Genomic DNA, 17,909 nt, shown 5'->3' with positions numbered 1-17,909 from the left:
CTACGCCCTCCTTGGTATGTCGTAATGGCGAACGCTTATATAACTAAGAGTTGGACACCAACGAGACTGATCGATTGTGACTCTTAATTTGGCACTCCTAACTGACTCAAAACAACAAATCTTCCGATAGCCAACAACCGTCCCCTGATACACAGCATGCCACTGATTATTTAGAAAGACTTCCAATGTAAAAGCTTCGATTCGTTGTCCTAAAGGAAGATGCTCCTGCAATTCAACCATGTTAAAGCATTGTTCTGATTGCCATTGAATCTTAATGACCGCTTCTTCCTGACCCTCAAGACTGCTCCAATAAAGGCCGTCTTTTTTCTTGACCCTCTCAATTGAATAATCAGCTCCTAGCGTAACACTACTGCTCAAATCGGCAGTTACTACCATATTTTCCTGAGACAACTGGCGAATTTCTTCACCAAGTTCCTCTAACCGTTCGCAATCAAGTTGGGGTAGCCGTCCTTTTTTATCAGGTGCTAAATTTAACAAGAAGGAAGCATTCCCTCCCACTGACGCTAAATATATCCTCATTAAATCAGCTAAGGATTTCACTTGGTTGTTTTCTTCTGGATGATAAAACCATCCCGGCCGAATAGAAGTATTGACCTCAGCTGGAAACCAACTTAGGGGCTCCGCCTTGACCACGACAGACCAATCACCAAGCACCTCATCAGAGGAGTTGCGACGTTTTCGAAAAGCTGGACTATCTTCGTGTTGTGAGGCTTCATGAATTTTTTCTGCATCTTGTAAATATTTCGGCACAACACTCCATTCCGATTTTCGAGTTTTGCCAGCCTCATTACCAATCCAGCGAACATCGGGGCCCACTACACTTATAACCGCTAACGGTTGCAGTTCTCTAATAAGACGATAATAACCTTGCCAATCATACACTTGCCTTTTCCCATCAACCCCTTCTCCATTGGCACCATCAAACCAAACTGAAAAAATATCGCCATAATTCGTTAATAATTCCCGTAACTGATTCATAAAAAATCGATTATACCTCTCACCATGACCATAAGACTCTTCATGCTGATCCCAAGGAGACAGATAGATACCGAATTTAATACCGGCTTGCTGGCAAGCTTGAGCTACTTCCTTAACGACATCCCCTTGCCCCTTTTTCCACGGGCTATTTTTAACTGAGTGCTCTGTGTACTGACTTGGCCATAAACAAAAACCATCATGGTGTTTACACGTTAACATCACACCTTTCATTTCCCCTTGCTTGACAGCATGTATCCATTGTTGAGCATCAAACGCCACCGGATTAAATAAACTGGGGCTTTCCGTGCCGTCTCCCCACTCTTTATTTGTATATGTGTTGATCCCAAAATGAAAGAAAGCATAAAATTCTGTTTGCTGCCACGCCAGCTGCCTAGCTGATGGCCTAACTTGCGCTACCTCCTGACGACGTTGCCTCAATCGACTCACTCCTTACCTGTTAATATCTCAACACTAAATTTTCATCGTTTACTTTCTTTTCAACATACGCAATATAATCTTCCAAGTTAGCATTTTTTAATAGCTCTCGTGTCTCTTTTAAGATTTTTTTCACTTCATCCTCATTTTTAGCATAGTAGGCCCGCAAAATATTATCATTATAGCTGTCAAAAGCAATTTTCAATTTGCCATCTTTGTCCCATTCAGATAGATAGGTTTTTGGTGATAACCCATCCAGCACCTCTGCTTGTGCGAATTTTTCATCAAAATGAGACATTTCGATTAATTTTTGAGCGGCGCTGGCTTCCTCTTCTTTAGCCCCCCACTCAGTTTCCCCAAAATCTTCTTCAAACGCGATATCTGTATTCCCAAGAATTTCAGCCCAGCGATTTCCAACACCTCCAAAGCCCAATTTTTTAGCTTCTTCAGGTTTTTCATTTAACAATTGTTTAACCTCTTCTTTGATAATGGGATTACCAGCTTTATCCAATTCATAATCTCGGCCTTCTATGCCATAAGTGGTGAGCAGCTTGCCTTCACGGCTTGCTAAAAAATCAGCGAATTTGACAATATCTTCAGGATTTTTCGTTGTTGCAGGAATAGACCAACCATTATAACCACTCTTATAGGCCAGCTCCATTCGATAAGGTCCTTTAGGAGTGTTTAACGGACCTAAGGGTACATATTTTAAATCATTATTTTGTGGCATGTAATTGTGGATATCCGCAATTACACCGAAAGACTTATTGATAATGCCTTCCGTCGCCTTATTTTCTTCCATCGTGTAGAACTCTTTATGCATTAACCCTTCTGCTAATAATTCACGAACATACGCAATGCGTTTTTCTGGATAATCTGTTTGACTTTCATGGGTTAATTTCCCAGCCTCATTTTCCAAAAAGTGTTCATCACTACTGCCCCAAGCCAAATCGTTATAAACAGTGTTACGCTCTGATCCACCCCAGATAGTTGGGCCTAAAGGCGTTATTTCGCGACCATTGCTATCTTTTAAGCCTAACGATTTAATGTCCTGCAATAATTGATGAACTTGAGCCGACGTGGTTATTTCTTCTGGTTTTATTCCTAACTGATCCACAAGCTCTTGTAAAATAAACACGCCTCCAACATACTTTTTCTTAACCGTTCCCGGATATCTTGGAATCTCCATATGAACAACATATGATTTGCCATTAAATTCTTTTGGGAACATAATATTGTCCTTAGTATCACGAGGTAAATACCCTTCTTCAAAATACTTACTGTAAATAGTGGTTTCTTTCAGCAATGGTGTTAAATCTGTAAACATTCCTTCTCTAGCAGCCTTTAATAGCACTGGCATTTCTGGACGACCACTGTGATTTAAATAATAAGCGACAAAATCAGGTAAATCCCCGGCTGCCAAGCCCGCAGTGAGCCCTTCTATGGAAGAGCTGGCAGATGATGACTCCAATGTCAGTTCAATCCCTGTTCTTTTTTTTATTTCTGCCATTACCTCTGGATTTAATTTGGTTTCAGCATCTCCACCACTCATAAAAATCAACCCTGTCATTTTCCGATCCGCTATCCAAGTATCTGGTGCGTCCTTCGGTTTTTCCTCACTTTTTTCGGCTTGCTTTCCACAAGAAACTAACCCCATACTCACTAAGACAAACAGTAACGCCCACACTCTTTTTTTCCCTCTCATCCTTATTCTCCTTTCATAACTTCCTGTCCAAACACTTCTTTTAATTAGCCATCTATTCCAAAAAAAGGATTGAAGAAATAATAAAATAACCTAGATTAACGAACAAATGGTTATTTTATGTTCAACCCATTTATCCAGACCGAGTCACTGAGAGACTTTCATCTCTTTATTTTCTAATTTGGTACCTATTTTAGCAACATTTGACTACGCTTACAATTCTGCTAATGACATTTTTTGTCACTTCCTTTATCAGTAAATGGACAGATGATAGGGGATGCTTTTCCTTTAAAAATAAAAATCTGCCTTTGATTTGAACCAAAGGCAGAGTATGATTACTTATTTTTTTTTCTTAAGGTCTGTCGTTCAACAAATTGTACTGGCAACACGATGTTTTCTTTGTGGTACGTCTCATCTTCGATTACTTTGTGAAGCAGATTTGCTGCCTGAATCCCCAATTCATAGGCAGGTTGAGAAATCGTAGTTAACTGCGGATAGGTCATGGCGCTAAACGGAATATCATCATACCCAATAATCTGTAAATCCTCAGGAACACTCAGCCCTCGTTTCCTAGCCTCATGAATAACTGATAAGGCGAAAACATCATTGGAAGCAATCACCGTATCCGTTTCAGGAAATTTTTCGAACAATTCCTGAGCAATCAGTGTGCCACTACCAAATTCAAATGTTTTGGTTTCAAACAACTGATACGAGACACCATGCTCTAAAAAAACATGCTCAATACCCGCTAAACGTTTTTCACTACCCGGTAATTCCCGGGGACCAACCATGACAGTCACTCGCTTGAAGCCGGTCTCCAAAACCGCTTCGGCTGCCAGCTTTCCTCCTAAAAAATCATCAGAAGCTACTGAATACTTATCTCGTTGGCTGATTCTATCAACTACGACGTAGGGAATCCCCTTTAGTAATGGTTTTCTAACAAAAGAGGCGGAGATGACTCCAGCTACCTGATTGTTGATAAAGGTTGATAAATACGATTCTTGTTTGCGCTCATTCTCTTCAACATTTCCTAAAATCAAGGTGTAGCCCAAGTCATTGAGACCATCTTCAATTCCTTTAGCCAACAATGGAAAGAAAGGGTTGGTAATATCTGGAATAAGTAGCCCAATAAGCTTTGATTTTTTTTGAAATAGCGATCTAGCTACTTCATTTGGCTGATAATCCAAGGTTTCAATCGCCTTAGCCACTTGCTTAGCTGCCTTTTCACTGACATAACCGTTACTATTCATATATCTGGAGACTGTTGCGACAGATACATTGGCTAGCTTTGCGACATCTTTAATGGTTGCCATTGATTTCTCCTCTTTCCATACGTTCTTTGAGTCGTCCCTTCATTTGAAACGTTTATGAGAATTTCTCTCTCTTATCTTACCTATAATTAACTGGAGAATCAACTTTAGTCAATTCTCCACTCCTATTTAACCTTCTATGATTTCGAAGTTGCCGATTTCACATTCACCAGCAGTTAAACTAACATAACCAAACATTCCCTCTGAGTGGGTGTCGTCTGTCGCAGTTAAGACCTGTTTGCCGTCAATCGTCAGTGTAAGTTGACTGCCTTTTGCTTCAACTGTGATCTGATATTCTTTGCCCAACTCCCACTCATAAGGCACTTCCTGAATCAAGTGCTGACCAAAATGATTGTTAAGGAGCTGAACCTTTCCTTGACCATTAAACCCTAAATAATAACCTCGCTGAATCCCTTTTGATTGGAGATGGAGCATGTGTGACTCTCCTGCTAAAGGGCGCAGCGTCGTCGCCACTACACAATCTTTAGCATAATAGTTGCCAGTATAAGCTGAACAGCCTTCGGACGATTTAGCTAACATTTTATTATTTTCCAAAGCCCACTCACCCAGATTATGAGAAAACGGCGTAACGCACAGAAACTCAATCGCTTGTTTAGCAAAATCAATGGTATACGCAGCCTCACCACTGACTTTAAAATTATCCAAGTACAAACGCCCAAACAAACGATTGGCGATAGGTGAATTCGTCACAAGCTTAAAGCCAATTTCATCCACAAACGTCCCTGCTAAGTCTGGTACAACGAAACGATGAGTTTCCCATGTATCTGTTGTTACCGTGACTTGCTCACCGTATAAACGGGTTTTCCCATAGGTCTCTCTGATGTATGGTTGAATCACTAAATCTTCCCCCTGCCATTTTGTCAGCATGGTTGAAAACTCTAGGACCTGCCCACTCAAAACTTGAGGCGCAAAGGTTGGTTTATAACGTTCATCACTGAAATCGGAACGACGGTAGAACGGTTTGTAAAAAATATGACTAGCATCCGAGTCAACCATCCGATCTAACAGAATTTCCAGTGAGCCCTGACTATTATCCCCCTGATTATTGGCATGTTGCAACTCCGTCTTGAAAGCATTGTCTGTCCTGAAGCCATGAGTGCTACCTGCCAGTTCAAAATCAAAGTTAATTTGTCCTTGTTTCGGCTCTCCCTGCAAGAATTCAGGAATTTCTTGTTTGTTATATGTGAAGCTCATAACAGCCAATTCTTTAATAAACGTTGGAACATCCAACATATTCAAACTCCCAACGACACTTGATGTAACAATGAAATCATTGATTGGTTCCCGATATTTTCTTGGAACACCTGCAAGACCGTTAAAGACACCTAAAATAGTCCCCACATTTCCTGCATTACAATCCGTATCCCAAGCGCACATAGTCGCAATTTCAATGGTTCTGGCTAAGTCCCCTTCTCCGTACAACAGAGCTAGCACACAAATCCCAGCATTCGGAATGATGTGACATACGCCTGTGTATTTATCATAGCCCCAATTGTCTTCAAGAAATTGGCGGCATTTCTCAAAATCATGTGGCTCTTGATGATAAAATGCCAAGACCTCTTGAATTAAGTCCATATAGAGACTGTCGCCTGGAATAACCGACATTCCTTTTTCGATAATCTCAGTAATCGTCTCCGCTGAAAATGCCGCCGAGACGCAGGCAGCCATAAAACGGGCTCCATATAAGCCATTACGATCATGGGAAACACTTGCGGCTTTTTCGGCATAATCAGCGGCTTTCTCAGGATCATTTGGAAACAACATGCCCCAAGTATCAATGAAGATTTGACCACCGATCTGCTCCGCCATAATTTCCCCGTTAACAGCCACAGAACCTGATTCTGGTGCTTTCATTCCTTTTTTTAGATTAAGAAAGGCTGTGTGTTCAGTACTGACTTGATCACCCCCCCACCAAAACATCCCAATGCCTTCACGGGCAAAATCCAACCAAGCATTGCCAACATCTTCTGCGGTCATCTCACGATTTTGTGCATAATCTTTGAGTGCTCTAATAAAGAAAACAGGTCCATTGGAATCATCATCTGCTGCAAAATTTTTATAGGATTTTGTATAGTGATCAATCGTACCGTATACTTCTTTAATTCGTTCAAAGGTCCAACACGTCGGCTCAACTGGTGCTCCTAAACGTATTCCAGCACACATTCCTAGAAAACCTGCATACATCTTTTCGACTAATTTTACTTGTTCCATAATCGTTTAATCCATCCTTATCTAAGCAATTTTTCTTGCTGTTTATTCTGTTCGATATCCTCTTGAATAATCTGTTTGGCCACTTGAGAAAAGTCGGTCACATACTGATCAAAGGCAATCTTATTAGCATCTCCTAACAATTGACAATCGTTTTCTGAGATTATCCGCTTTCCGTGCATCGCCCCGGCAATAACTCCCACCATCACACCAATCGAATCGGTATCGCGGCCTGAATTTACACCGTCTTGGACAGCCTTCTTAAACTCACCTTGATGGAGCACTAAATATCCCAGGGCCATAGGCAATTCCTCAATACTAAATAAACGAGATGGGGTGTAATGATTGGACGGTTGTCCTAATTTCTCCACTTTTCGATGAACGTCATCTTCCATCGGTGAAAATTCTTTCATAATCCGTTGAAACTCGGCAATAACTAATGAACGATTGTCTCTTTGGTCCTGCAAACCTCTGGCTTTGGCGACAATGGCGGAAATAGCCGCTTTCGTGCCATCTTTAGCTAAATTTAAAGCCACCTCGACAATCTCTTCGATGGTAACTTCTTCTTCAAAGGCTTTGGCCACACAAGCCGCTAAAACAGCCGCAGCTTCCAAGCCATAACTAGCTTGGTGACCTTGTGCAAATAGTATGGCTTCGTTATAAGCTGCTTTAGGGTTACCTGCATTGACAATCCCAATAGGGGCGATATACATGGCCGCACCACAGTTGATCATATTCCCAATACCACCTTCACGAGGCTCACAATTCGCTAAGACATGTCGCATAAATATGTACTGCTCTGGATAAAATAAACGCTCTTGAATAGTTGCTTCCCGTCCAAATTCCGGGATATAGCGCTTGGTATAAACCACTTGTTTGACAAACTCCGAGCCCATATCATAGGCGTCTACGTGCCGTGCCAATTCTATGTAGACATCCATCAACGCCATGGTCATCAATGTGTCATCGGTAATAATCCCATTGCCGCGCATACGATGATTACGCTCGCTAGCAGGCCAGCTTTCTTTATACCAGCGATTGCGGATATCCGTGACGTAGCCATAACGTTCCTCAATCTCTTGAGCGGTCAATTTCTCAATCGTCGCACCTAAAGCATCCCCATAAGCCGTTCCATAAAACACTCCTGCTACTTTATCTTCAAATGACAGCATTTCATTGCTCCTTTTCCTAGTATCGGTTTGATTATTGATAAACCATTAATCAATGCCTGAATGACTATTTTAATGTTTTGTTGGCATACTCCGTTATCTCAGAACCGCCTGATTTTTCCCATTCTGAGACGAATTGATCAAATTCTGAAAGGTCTTTTTTACCTGTAATCATATCTGCCACGTATTCCCGGTATAAGTTTTCAGTCGCATCCCATTTCGCAACTAATTCATCCGGAATAATAAAGGCGTTATCTTCTTGATAAAATTCAGCCACTTTATCAAGAGAGTCTTCCGCAACGGGACTTAAAGCTGGCTCAGTCAATTCTTTGCCTACTTCTAGCTTGCGAGGTTCCCAAAATTTAGCGTACCACTGACTACCTTCTTCGGTGATGGTAATTTTGCCATCGACTATTTTATAATGTTCCTCTTCAAAACCAAGACGATCTAATAATTGACCTTCTGGACTTCCCAAGAAATCCAATACTTTAAAGGCTAGTTCTTTATTCGATGATTGGCTGGAAATCGCTAAACCACGATTTTCTTTTGACAGATCAACGGCGCCATATCCTTGACCTTCTCCTTTTGCAGGCGGCAGTACAACTAGCTCAGTTTCGTTTAATTGTTCTACTTTATCGTTATACATGTCAATGACTTTCCCCGATGTTCCTGAAATTAATCCAGCTTCCCCTTCATAAAAGGCATTTTCTTTCGTATCCCACTTTTTGGTAATAAATTGTGAGTCCAATAATTTTTCATCATAGAGTTTTTTATAGAAGGTAATCTTCTCTTTTTCATTCGCAGAGACCCGTTTATATTGGTATCCATCTGCTGTTTTTAACCATGTTTGAGTATTGCCAAATGCCATATCAAACATGTTATCAAGTTCCAATGTATTGCCTGATGTGGTCACGGCGTACTTGACTTCTTTACCATCTGAACCTTTTTTGCCAACTAATTCTTTGAAGAAAGCTTCGTAATTGGCAATAGACGGATCTGCCATTAATGCTGGACCTGATTTTGTTTGCTCAAAGATATCTTTCTTCACGACTGGCACTGAAGCGGACAAAGCTTTAATCCACAAGAGATAAGGATAGTTTTCCATTCGTTTAGTATTTTGCGGCTCCATTATTCCTTTGATGTATTTAGAGTCTTTAATATAAGGTGTTAAGTCCTCCAGTAGTCCTTGTTCGGCTACAGTTGTATCCCCTCCTTGGAAGTAAATCAGATCAGGAATATCCCCACTAGCTAATTGGAGATTAAGCTTTTCTCCATACCCTTCACTTGGTAAATCAATTACCTCAAATTCCACATCGACATTCTCTTTTTCTTTCATTAACTGACTGAGTTGGTCAAAATATTTTTTGGTATTAGGATTGGAGCTATTTTCATCTTTGTAAGCAATACGGATAACATTACTTTTCCCACCACCCTTAGCAGCCTCTTCTTTCTTGTTGCCACACCCTGCTAATACTAGACCTAACATACTTGCTGCTACTAAGATTTTAACGTTCTTTCTCATCACAATTCCCCTTTCAAAGGATATTTTTTATTCCTTAACTCCGCCTTCAAGTGTCCCTTTGGTATAATGTTTTAAAATAATCGGATACAAAAGAAGCAACGGAATGATTGAAACAATAATCGTACTTGATTTAAGTGACTCAAAATTAATTGACTTCAGTACTTCTGCAGGTAAGGCACCTGCCGTATTCATCATTGATGACGTATCGTTCAACACGACAAATTGGCGCATCAAGACTTGCAAGGGCCATTTACTTGGGCTCGTAATATATATTGAAGCACGAAAGTACTCATTCCAGCGAAAAACACCGTAAAACAACCCCATGGTGGCCATCGCGGATTTAGACAGCGGTAAGACTATTTTAGTGAAAATACTAATATGAGAGGCCCCATCAATTTCAGCCGATTCAATAATCGATTCCGGAATTTCCTCAAAGAAACGCATTAGAATAATTAAATAATACACATCAATCGTTTTATATAAGATGATTGAGGCAAGTGAGTCCAAGAGCCCAAGATCTCTTACAACAAAATATTCTTGAATTAAACCTGGCTCAAAGACCATCATAATAATCAGGAAAATCATGAAGAGATTTTTTCCAACAAATTTCGGTCGTGTCAAAATATAGGCCGCAATTGCGGTAAATACCAAACTGATAATTGTGCCAAATACTGTCAAGAATACCGATATTCCAATACTTTTCATAATATTTGGATTGGCAAACAGGATTTTGTAATTCATTAATGTGAATCCTTTTGGCAAAATGCTTAACCCTGATAGATTCGCCATTTCTTCTGGGCTTGTTAGAGATTGGGCTAGGATATTAAGGACGGGAATTAACATGGTTAGAGAAATAATAACCAGGAAAAGCATATTAACCCAATTGAGGCCCGTTTGTTTTTTCTTCTTAACTTTCATTGCATTCACCTACCAAACGCCTTTCCCTGAGATTTTTTTAGACACAAAATGGGTGGAGATAATCAAGAACATCCCAATTACACCTTTAAATAAACTGGCAGCTGTAGCAATTGAGTATTGACCATTTTGCAAGCCAATTCGATAGACATACGTATCCAGAATATCAATGACACTAATAACAGAGTCATTCATTAAGTTAAAGACCTGATCGAAGCCGGCATTCATAAAGAATCCCAAATTCAAGATAAATACAGTGATGATAGTGGTTCTAAGCGCTGGTAAGGTAATAAACCAGGCTTGCTGAATACTTGAAGCACCATCCATGTATGCGGCTTCATAAAGAGCGGGGCTGATTTTCATAATTGCTGCCAAGTAAATAATCGAATCCCACCCTGCGCTCCGCCACATTTCAGAGAAAACTAAGACCCAACGAATTGCTCCTTTGCTTGTCATAAAATCAACACTTGGTAGTTGAAAAAAATTAAGAAGCTGATTAACACCACCCGATTCAGGATTTAAAATGCTGATCCAAATCCCGGCAATCACAACCCAGGATAAGAAGTGGGGAAGGTAAATAATCGATTGTACGGCTTTTCTCGTTTTAATAAAGGTCATACTGTTGAGTAAAAACGAAATCACAATGGGAACTGGAAAGAAAAATAAAATCTTCATTGAACTAATAATAATCGTATTTTTTAAAACCGAGATAAACGCCGGCGAACTAAACAGTGTCTGAAAATGCTTCATTCCCACCCAGACATTATCACCAATAATACGATAATCCTCAAAAGCTAGCTTCATCCCAATTAATGGGACGATTCTAAAAATAATAAAGTAGATCATAACGGGCAACATAAAGGCGTAGAGTATCCAATTTCGTCTGATAAAGTCTAAATTCTTTTTCATGGTTTCCTCACTCTCGATTCTAATGTCTCTTTCTCAACCTCTGACAATTGTGGCATACCTGCTTGAGCACCTTTTTTAGTAATCGACAACCCCGCAGCCACATTAGCAAATTGAATAGCTTTGATTAATGTATCCCCTCTTCCAATACCGTAAGCAAAAGCTCCCGAAAAAGTATCACCAGCTCCAGTGGTGTCGACAATATTTGCCACATCCATGGAAGGAACCACTTGTACTTGCCCGTCGTAATAACAAACCCCTTTTTCACCACATGTCACAATTAACTTTTCCGGATGCCTTTGCACTAAGGTTTCGATAGATTCTTGGGAATCAAATATGATTTGACACTCATGCTCATTCGGTGTTAAATAAGTGATTTTATCAATGATGCTCGGTGCAATTTTTTTTGCTGGTGCAGGATTTAAAATAATGATCTTATGGTGATTTGATAAATAATCAATTAATTCAAAAACGAGAGAATCATTGATTTCCAGTTGAAATAAGACAATATCAAATTGAATTAACTCTCCTTTAAGTTGAGCCAAATAACCTTCAGTGTAGATATTATTAGCGCCTGACACGACAATGATACTGTTATCATCATCGTAAACGTTAATCAACGCCACTCCTGTACTTTGATTTTCATCATACCTGATATAAGGTTTAACCCGTTCATCAGTTAAATTTTTTTCGAGTTCTGACCCAAAATAATCTTTCCCCAAACTTCCAAAGAACGCGACATCTCCTCCCAATCTAGCAGCTGCTACAGCCTGATTAGCCCCCTTTCCTCCTGGACCAGAGAAGAAATTATTGCCTAAAATTGTCTCTCCTTTTTTTGGTAGGCTGTCTGATTCTACAACCAGATCCATATTAATACTCCCTACAACCGCTATTTTTTTCATCCTAATTCTCCTCTTTCTTATGAGCGTTTACCGGCAGTCCAACAGCTTAACAACGACTGGCGGTTTATCTTTTAGACAATAAATTTTAATATAGTTAAAGCGATCGTGACGGTAATCGCCCCACCTAGGCGAACTGCGACTTGAGCAAATGGCATCAAAATCATGCGGTTCCCTGCAGCCAAGATGGCCAATGCTCCTGTTCCTCCTTGACCGCTACAACAAGAGATGACAATAGCCGTGTCAACAGGATGGAGCCCTGTAAATTTTGCCACAAAGAAACTAATCAACACTACTGTACAGACCGTAGCAACCAAGACAATCAGCAAGGGCACATTCGTAAACACTGAGACAATATCTTCCCAGGGAGTTAATGCCACTCCCACACCAAACAATAGAATTGGCGTAATTGCTGAAATGGTAAATTTATATAACCCGACACCACCTTCAATCAAGTCTTCTGAAATAAAACCTAAGACTTTTAGTGCCATCACCAACAGTAAAAGAATAATCGGCGCCGGTAATGTCATGACTTGGTGTAAAAACATGGAAACAAAATACAAGGCTATTGCGAATACACCTGCTACAATTGCCTTTTCCAAATTAATAAAGGATGACTCTTTTCGGCTATCAGACAAGGAATCCAAATGATCACTATCTAATAAGGAGCCATTGCCTGAAAGATGGGGTTTATCTTGACCCAGTTTATTTAAGGCACTTGATAAAATAACAGCTATAAGCCCACCCATAAAGACACAAGGAATTATTTTCCCAAAGGCTTCTGGTTGCGTCATGTTCAACACCGCAGAATAACCGATTGATAAGGGCAATGCACCTTCTCCAACCCCTCCTGCCATTACTGGGACAACAATAAAGAAGTACGCATAAAATAGATCAATTCCTAACAGCTTAGCCACTAGCAGTCCGACCAATGTTGCGCCACCTGCAGACAGCACTAAAGCCACAATAATCCGTGATGTTGCTTTAATAAGGGTGGTTTTATTCATGCTAGCAATACTTCCTACGACGATACACGTAATAAAAAAGGTTAAAAAATTATTGTTAGTCATAAAGTTGGTAATCACGTCTATCGAGCCTTGAGGTAGCCAACTTTTATACACCATATAGGCTGGAAAAAAAGTCACAACCAGCACTTTTCCTCCTAATGATTTTAACACTGGAATATTTTTACCAATATGTTCGAGCAAAAAAGCAAACACAATCATGACACCTAAGGCCCCAAGCATATCATCTGGGATTGCATCTAAATACGTCAAAAGAACATAAAAGAAACTAAGTAATAAATAGATGGGTAACGGAATAATGCCAATTTTATAGCGAGATATTTTTTCCTTTAGCCTTACGGGATGTTTTTCCACAAATACCACTCCATTCTTTTATGTAATCAATATGTAACGGGTTACATAAAAAGGTAATTAAAATGGCTACGACTGCTGATATTTCTTAACAGGTGTAACCGATTACACATATCATAGCATTAATTTAAATTAGTTGCAACCCCTTTCTTTGACTTAGATACAAAAAAAAGAACTCTATGCCTACCTGTCACCTTGAATATGCAACTCTCAAACCCCTTTTATAGCCACACTTAACCGTCTTTCCTAACATTCCGACTTCACTCTTAAACACCTCTTATTTATCATTAGTTTTAGTGCTCAATATTAAGTCTATCTCAGCTTTTCAATTTTAGTAACTCAGTAGGATTCTTCCTTGAGATGGGATTAATAGGCTGGGGACTGGCCTATGTTTTTCGTTCAATCATAATAACAACCTTACGTCTCCTTTTCAAGCAAGCAAAAAGACGCCCTTAACCTAGACGTCTCTGCCTGAACCATTTAATTTAAAATGAGGATTTCCTCTCTAGCGATGTTATTTTTTGCTGTTGGGTAATTCATACGAAAAAAAATATTATTTTCAAAGGAAATACAGCTTATGCTTCTATGAAATTGTTGACTTACCACCATTTCCACTGAGTCCTCCACTACTTCCGATGCATCTTAAACTCCAAAAACAAATCATTGTAAATCCCCAAAAACTCAGGGCCCAGATCCTCATACACTTCCAAATTTGCCATGGTTTCATCGCTTGGATAAAACTGTTCATCTTCCGTTATCTCATCTGGCAACAGTGACATTGCTTTTTCATTAGGGGTCGAATAGCCAATATACTCCGCGTTTTGAGCGGCATTTTCTGGTTCCAACATAAAATTAATAAAAGCGTAGGCACCTTCAACATTTTTAGCTGTTTTAGGAATCACGATATTATCAAACCATAGATTGGTTCCTTGGCTGGGAATAACGTAGTGAAGATGCTCATTATTGTCTAGCATCTCCGCCGCCTCGCCTGAAAAGGAGACAGCCGCCGCACTTTCTTCATTGATCATGTACATCTTAATTTCGTCTGCCACAATCGCTTTAACATTCGGCGTTAATCCCTTGAGCTTATCTGCTGCCTCTGTCAACTCAGCCATGTCCTTACTATTAAGCGAGTGATCATTACTGTTTAAAGACAGCCCCATAACTTCACGAGCACCGTCAATCAACATTAAGTTATTTTTCAATTCCGGCCGCCATAGATCATCCCATTCTTGAATCTTTGATTCATCGATGAATTTATCGTTATAGATAATCCCCAAAGTACCCCAGAAATACGGAATTGAATAACGATTTTCCGGGTCGAATTCCATATCCATAAAACGAGGATCAATGTTTTCAATGCCTTTGATTTTATCGTAATCTAACTTGATTAACATCTTTTCCTTCATCATCTTCTGAATCATGTACTCACTGGGAATCGTTAAGTCGTAAGCTGTGCCGCCTTGTTGAATCTTAGTAAACATCGCTTCATTGGAATCAAAGGTTTCGTAGCTGACCTTATAACCTGTTTCTTTTTCAAACTTCTTTAGTAAAGCCGGATCGATATAATCGCCCCAGTTATAGATTGTTAAGGTATTACCGCCAGAAAAACCCTGAGCTTTTTCCAGTTGGCGGTTAGCCACAAAAAGAATCACTACGATGGCCATAATACCGATAAGCAATGGTTTTAAGTTTCTCATAGCTCACTCACCGCCGTATGCTCTTTTCGTTGCCGTTTTTGACCCTTGGAAAGATTGCCCTGACTAATAAAATAATAACCAATCACTAGAAACAGTGAGAACAAGAACAGCAAGGCGCTTAAGGCATTTATTTCCAAACTCACCCCTTGGCGAGCACGAGAATAGATTTCCACTGATAAGGTTGAGAAGCCGTTCCCTGTCACGAAAAAAGTCACTGCAAAATCATCTAGGGAATAAGTAAAGGCCATAAAATAACCAGCAATAATCCCTGGTGTAATAAAAGGTAAAATCACCTTGCGAATAACCGTCCAGTTGTTTGCCCCTAAATCTCGCGCAGCATCAATCATGGAATCGTTCATCTCCTGTAATTTTGGTAAGACCATCAACACCACAATCGGGATACTAAAAGCCACATGAGACAATAGCACCGATGAAAAACCTAAGCTTAACCCCAACATAGTAAAGAAGATCAAGAAACTAGCCCCAATAATCACATCTGGCGAGACCATTAAAATGTTGTTTAAACTCATTAGAGCGTTACGGCTTTTGCGCTTGCGGGTATAATAAATCATCATTGCCCCAAATGTTCCAATTGTCGTGGCAATTAACGCAGATAAGAAGGCCAACATAAAAGTGTTTAACACAATCCCAATCAACCGTTTATCCTCAAAAACCGCCGCGTAATGCTCTAGGGTAAAGCCGGTAAAACTCGTCATACTACCACCGGCATTAAACGAGTAAAAGATCAGATAAAATATCGGGACATACAGTAACACAAAAACAAAGACTAAATAAAGACGAGACCATACAAATTTTTTCTTCATTTTGCACGTCCTCCTTTTTTCTTCTTCTCACCGGTAATTAACATGATCAGCACCATGGCAATAATTAAAATGACACCAATGGTTGACCCCATGCCCCAGTTTTGGGTCACTAAAAAGTGTTCCTCAATCGCCGTTCCCAAGGTAATCACCCGATTGCCGCCGATTAAACGCGTTAGCATAAAAAGACTTAGGGACGGAATAAAGACGGCTTGAACCCCACTTTTAACTCCGTTCATCGATAAGGGAAAAATCACTCTGCGGAAGGTGTCAAAGGAGTTGGCTCCTAAATCCCGGCTGGCGCTAATCAAAGAAGGGTTCATTTCCTCCAAGGCGTTAAATATCGGCATAATCATAAAGGGAATTTCAATATACGCTGCCACAAAAATGAAACTAAAATCCGTGAACAATATCTGTTTGCTACCGATTCCCACAAAATCTAGAAACTGATTAACGCTACCATGAGCACTAAAAATCCCAATAAAAGCGTAAGCTTTTAACAGCAAATTAACCCATGTCGGTAAAATAATCAGCATTAACCACAGTTGTTTATGTTTTAGCTGATTTAAAAAATATGCGGCTGGATAACTAATTAATAAGACCATGGCCGTGATAATAAACGCGTACAAGACAGAGTTAAGAGTCATCATCAAATAGGTCGACGATGAAAAATAAATTCGATAATTTTCCAACGTGTAAGTGCCGTCAATCCCTTTAAAAGATTGATAGATAATCAACATTACCGGTGCAATCACAAATAATCCGAGCCACAAAACATAAGGAATGGAATAAATCCTTCTAGTAGATGTCATGATTGATTTAGACCTCCTCTTCGTAACTCTCTAAACGAGCATCAAAGTCCTCTTCTGATTCATTAAAACGCATGACATGAATATCTTCTGGCTCAAAGAACAAGCCGACTTCTGTGCCTTCTACGGCTTTACGAGTAGAATGAACCACCCACTCATTGCCTTCCCCATCATACCCAACGATTTCGTAATGAACGCCACGGAATAACTGGCTGTCAACCTTCATGATCAGTTTCCCTTTTTCAACTGTTGTCAGGGTCATATCTTCCGGTCGAATCATCACTTCAATCGGTTCATTGGGACGCATGCCACCATCAACACATTCAAAACGATGGCCAACAAACTGAACCACATTATCTTCCACCATCAAGCCGTCAACAATGTTACTTTCACCAATAAAATCTGCCACAAAACGGTTAATTGGCTCATCGTAAATATCCACCGGCGTGCCGCTTTGGATGATTTCGCCTTTGTTTAAAACAAAAATCTCATCACTCATTGCCAGTGCTTCTTCCTGATCATGAGTGACAAAAATAAAGGTAATCCCTAGGCGCTGTTGCAGTTCTCTTAATTCATACTGCATGTCCGTCCGTAGTTTTAAATCGAGAGCTGACAAGGGTTCATCTAGCAGTAAGACCTCTGGCTCATTGGCAAGAGCGCGAGCAATGGCTACACGCTGACGTTGACCACCTGACATCTCACTGATTTCCCGATCTTCAAAGCCTGATAATTGAACCATTCGTAAGACCTCTTTGACCTTCGTTTCAATGTCTTTTTTAGGCATTTTTTTAATGGTCAAGCCAAATGCCACATTGTCAAAGACATTTAAATGGGGAAATAAGGCATAGTCCTGAAAAACGGTATTTACTTTTCGTTTATTGGCTGGGGTGTCGTTAACACGTTTCCCTTCCAAACGAATATCACCTTGATCCGCTTCAATAAAGCCAGCAATCAAGCGCAGAATCGTCGTTTTGCCACAGCCTGACGGACCTAATAAGGTATAAAATTTTCCTTGTTCTATTTCAAAACTGACATTTTTTAAGACCACCGTGTCGTCGTATGTCTTTTGAACGTTGTCGAATGTAATAATATGTTGTGCCATGTCTCCCAACCTTTC

The 17,909-nt window shown here is 40.0% G+C and carries 14 protein-coding genes; all 14 read right to left on the bottom strand.

Annotated elements, in window-relative coordinates:
* The 14 genes from RWN13_RS12400 to RWN13_RS12335 all read right to left on the bottom strand — a co-directional run bounded on the left by RWN13_RS12400 (position 1) and on the right by RWN13_RS12335 (position 17,894).
* Positions 1 to 1,437 (bottom strand): alpha-L-fucosidase, encoded by a 1,437-nt coding sequence (locus RWN13_RS12400; RefSeq protein ID WP_314063982.1) that lies wholly within the window; start codon positions 1,435 to 1,437, stop codon positions 1 to 3.
* Between the two features lie 19 nt (positions 1,438 to 1,456).
* On the bottom strand, positions 1,457 to 3,139 hold the full coding sequence (locus RWN13_RS12395; protein ID WP_314063979.1) for an extracellular solute-binding protein: 1,683 nt from the start codon (positions 3,137 to 3,139) through the stop codon (positions 1,457 to 1,459).
* 332 nt (positions 3,140 to 3,471) lie between these two features.
* Positions 3,472 to 4,449 (bottom strand): LacI family DNA-binding transcriptional regulator, encoded by a 978-nt coding sequence (locus tag RWN13_RS12390; protein WP_314063977.1) that lies wholly within the window; start codon positions 4,447 to 4,449, stop codon positions 3,472 to 3,474.
* A gap of 126 nt (positions 4,450 to 4,575) precedes the next feature.
* Positions 4,576 to 6,678: an ADP-ribosylglycohydrolase family protein gene (locus RWN13_RS12385; protein ID WP_314063976.1), complete on the bottom strand. Its 2,103-nt coding sequence runs from the start codon at positions 6,676 to 6,678 to the stop codon at positions 4,576 to 4,578.
* A 17-nt stretch (positions 6,679 to 6,695) separates the two neighbouring features.
* Complete coding sequence (locus tag RWN13_RS12380; protein WP_314063973.1) at positions 6,696 to 7,847, bottom strand: ADP-ribosylglycohydrolase family protein; 1,152 nt, start codon at positions 7,845 to 7,847, stop codon at positions 6,696 to 6,698.
* Between the two features lie 64 nt (positions 7,848 to 7,911).
* A complete protein-coding gene (locus RWN13_RS12375) occupies positions 7,912 to 9,366 on the bottom strand; it encodes an extracellular solute-binding protein (protein WP_314063971.1) in 1,455 nt (484 codons plus the stop codon).
* A gap of 27 nt (positions 9,367 to 9,393) precedes the next feature.
* Entirely contained in the window at positions 9,394 to 10,284 is an 891-nt protein-coding gene (locus RWN13_RS12370) for a carbohydrate ABC transporter permease (RefSeq protein WP_314063969.1), read from the bottom strand.
* A gap of 9 nt (positions 10,285 to 10,293) precedes the next feature.
* Positions 10,294 to 11,190 (bottom strand): ABC transporter permease subunit, encoded by an 897-nt coding sequence (locus RWN13_RS12365; RefSeq protein ID WP_314063967.1) that lies wholly within the window; start codon positions 11,188 to 11,190, stop codon positions 10,294 to 10,296.
* The gene (locus tag RWN13_RS12360) at positions 11,187 to 12,089 is read right to left on the bottom strand and encodes a ribokinase (protein ID WP_314063964.1); all 903 of its coding nucleotides are present in this window, start codon (positions 12,087 to 12,089) and stop codon (positions 11,187 to 11,189) included. The genes RWN13_RS12365 and RWN13_RS12360 overlap by 4 nt, the downstream gene beginning before the upstream one ends.
* A 71-nt stretch (positions 12,090 to 12,160) precedes the next feature.
* Positions 12,161 to 13,465: a 2-hydroxycarboxylate transporter family protein gene (locus RWN13_RS12355; protein ID WP_314063961.1), complete on the bottom strand. Its 1,305-nt coding sequence runs from the start codon at positions 13,463 to 13,465 to the stop codon at positions 12,161 to 12,163.
* Between the two features lie 623 nt (positions 13,466 to 14,088).
* Positions 14,089 to 15,162 carry an ABC transporter substrate-binding protein gene (locus tag RWN13_RS12350; RefSeq protein ID WP_314063959.1) on the bottom strand — a complete coding sequence of 358 codons (1,074 nt, stop codon included), beginning with the start codon at positions 15,160 to 15,162 and terminating at the stop codon, positions 14,089 to 14,091.
* Positions 15,159 to 15,986 (bottom strand): ABC transporter permease, encoded by an 828-nt coding sequence (locus RWN13_RS12345; RefSeq protein WP_314063956.1) that lies wholly within the window; start codon positions 15,984 to 15,986, stop codon positions 15,159 to 15,161. Before RWN13_RS12345 ends, RWN13_RS12350 begins: the two co-directional genes overlap by 4 nt.
* Entirely contained in the window at positions 15,983 to 16,795 is an 813-nt protein-coding gene (locus RWN13_RS12340; protein ID WP_314063953.1) for an ABC transporter permease, read from the bottom strand. The genes RWN13_RS12345 and RWN13_RS12340 overlap by 4 nt, the downstream gene beginning before the upstream one ends.
* A gap of 7 nt (positions 16,796 to 16,802) precedes the next feature.
* Positions 16,803 to 17,894, bottom strand: a complete 1,092-nt coding sequence (locus tag RWN13_RS12335; protein ID WP_314063951.1) for an ABC transporter ATP-binding protein — start codon at positions 17,892 to 17,894, stop codon at positions 16,803 to 16,805.
* Positions 17,895 to 17,909: the final 15 nt, after the last annotated feature.

It is taken from the genome of uncultured Vagococcus sp. (genome assembly GCF_963518325.1).
Lineage (GTDB): Bacteria > Bacillota > Bacilli > Lactobacillales > Vagococcaceae > Vagococcus_D.
The sequence above is the reverse complement of the archived record's forward strand: the minus strand, read 5'-3'. Positions and strand labels throughout refer to the sequence as shown.